Source organism: Companilactobacillus formosensis, from assembly GCF_005405305.1.
Classification (GTDB): domain Bacteria; phylum Bacillota; class Bacilli; order Lactobacillales; family Lactobacillaceae; genus Companilactobacillus; species Companilactobacillus formosensis.
Genome location: NZ_BJDU01000014.1, coordinates 1 through 1817 on the forward strand (window position 1 = coordinate 1; position 1817 = coordinate 1817).

At 48.6% G+C, this 1817-nt stretch carries 1 rRNA gene; it reads left to right on the forward strand.

Annotated features, from left to right (window positions below):
• Positions 1-186 precede the first annotated feature (186 nt).
• Positions 187-1753 (forward strand): 16S ribosomal RNA (locus FFM65_RS11945).
• The last annotated feature ends 64 nt before the right edge of the window (positions 1754-1817 follow it).

A 1817-nucleotide genomic window follows, 5' to 3' on the forward strand; every position in this document is an offset into this window, starting at 1 on the left:
TCTTGACATCAACTTGTCAGCTTGATAAAATAATTAAGTCGCTGATGAGCGTAAGCGCTTAATCAGATGGTAGACCTTTGAAAACTGAACAAAGTTTTAACACTAAATTGTGTAGGCCAACATTTATTTGTTGGATTTACAACGAAGTCAATTCGCTAGTATAATTTTTTATGAGTCACAAACTTTTAATATGAGAGTTTGATCCTGGCTCAGGACGAACGCTGGCGGCATGCCTAATACATGCAAGTCGAACGAACCATCCTGAAGATTGAAGCTTGCTTCATGATTCAGATCTTGGTGAGTGGCGGACGGGTGAGTAACACGTGGGTAACCTGCCCAAAAGTGGGGGATAACATTTGGAAACAAGTGCTAATACCGCATAACAACTACTTTCACATGATCGTAGCTTAAAAGATGGCTCTGCTATCACTTTTGGATGGACCCGCGGCGTATTAGCTAGTTGGTGAGGTAATAGCTCACCAAGGCAATGATACGTAGCCGACCTGAGAGGGTAATCGGCCACATTGGGACTGAGACACGGCCCAAACTCCTACGGGAGGCAGCAGTAGGGAATCTTCCACAATGGGCGAAAGCCTGATGGAGCAATGCCGCGTGAGTGAAGAAGGTTTTCGGATCGTAAAACTCTGTTGTTGAAGAAGAACATGCGTGAGAGTAACTGTTCACGTACTGACGGTATTCAACCAGAAAGCCACGGCTAACTACGTGCCAGCAGCCGCGGTAATACGTAGGTGGCAAGCGTTGTCCGGATTTATTGGGCGTAAAGAGAATGTAGGCGGTTTATTAAGTTTGAAGTGAAAGCCCTCGGCTCAACCGAGGAAGTGCTTCGAAAACTGGTAAACTTGAGTGCAGAAGAGGAAAGTGGAACTCCATGTGTAGCGGTGGAATGCGTAGATATATGGAAGAACACCAGTGGCGAAGGCGGCTTTCTGGTCTGTAACTGACGCTGAGATTCGAAAGCATGGGTAGCAAACAGGATTAGATACCCTGGTAGTCCATGCCGTAAACGATGAGTGCTAAGTGTTGGAGGGTTTCCGCCCTTCAGTGCTGCAGCTAACGCATTAAGCACTCCGCCTGGGGAGTACGACCGCAAGGTTGAAACTCAAAGGAATTGACGGGGGCCCGCACAAGCGGTGGAGCATGTGGTTTAATTCGAAGCAACGCGAAGAACCTTACCAGGTCTTGACATACCATGAAAAGCTAAGAGATTAGTCTTTCCCTTCGGGGACATGGATACAGGTGGTGCATGGTTGTCGTCAGCTCGTGTCGTGAGATGTTGGGTTAAGTCCCGCAACGAGCGCAACCCTTATTATCAGTTGCCAGCATTCAGTTGGGCACTCTGGTGAGACTGCCGGTGACAAACCGGAGGAAGGTGGGGACGACGTCAAATCATCATGCCCCTTATGACCTGGGCTACACACGTGCTACAATGGTCGGTACAACGTGTTGCGAACTCGCGAGGGCAAGCAAATCACTTAAAACCGATCTCAGTTCGGATTGCAGGCTGCAACTCGCCTGCATGAAGCTGGAATCGCTAGTAATCGCGGATCAGCATGCCGCGGTGAATACGTTCCCGGGCCTTGTACACACCGCCCGTCACACCATGAGAGTTTGTAACACCCAAAGTCGGTGGGGTAACCCTTCGGGGAACTAGCCGCCTAAGGTGGGACAAATGATTAGGGTGAAGTCGTAACAAGGTAGCCGTAGGAGAACCTGCGGCTGGATCACCTCCTTTCTAAGGATATGATGCTTAGCATCAACGGAAATACACAACGTTAAAACTTTGTTTAGTTTTGAGG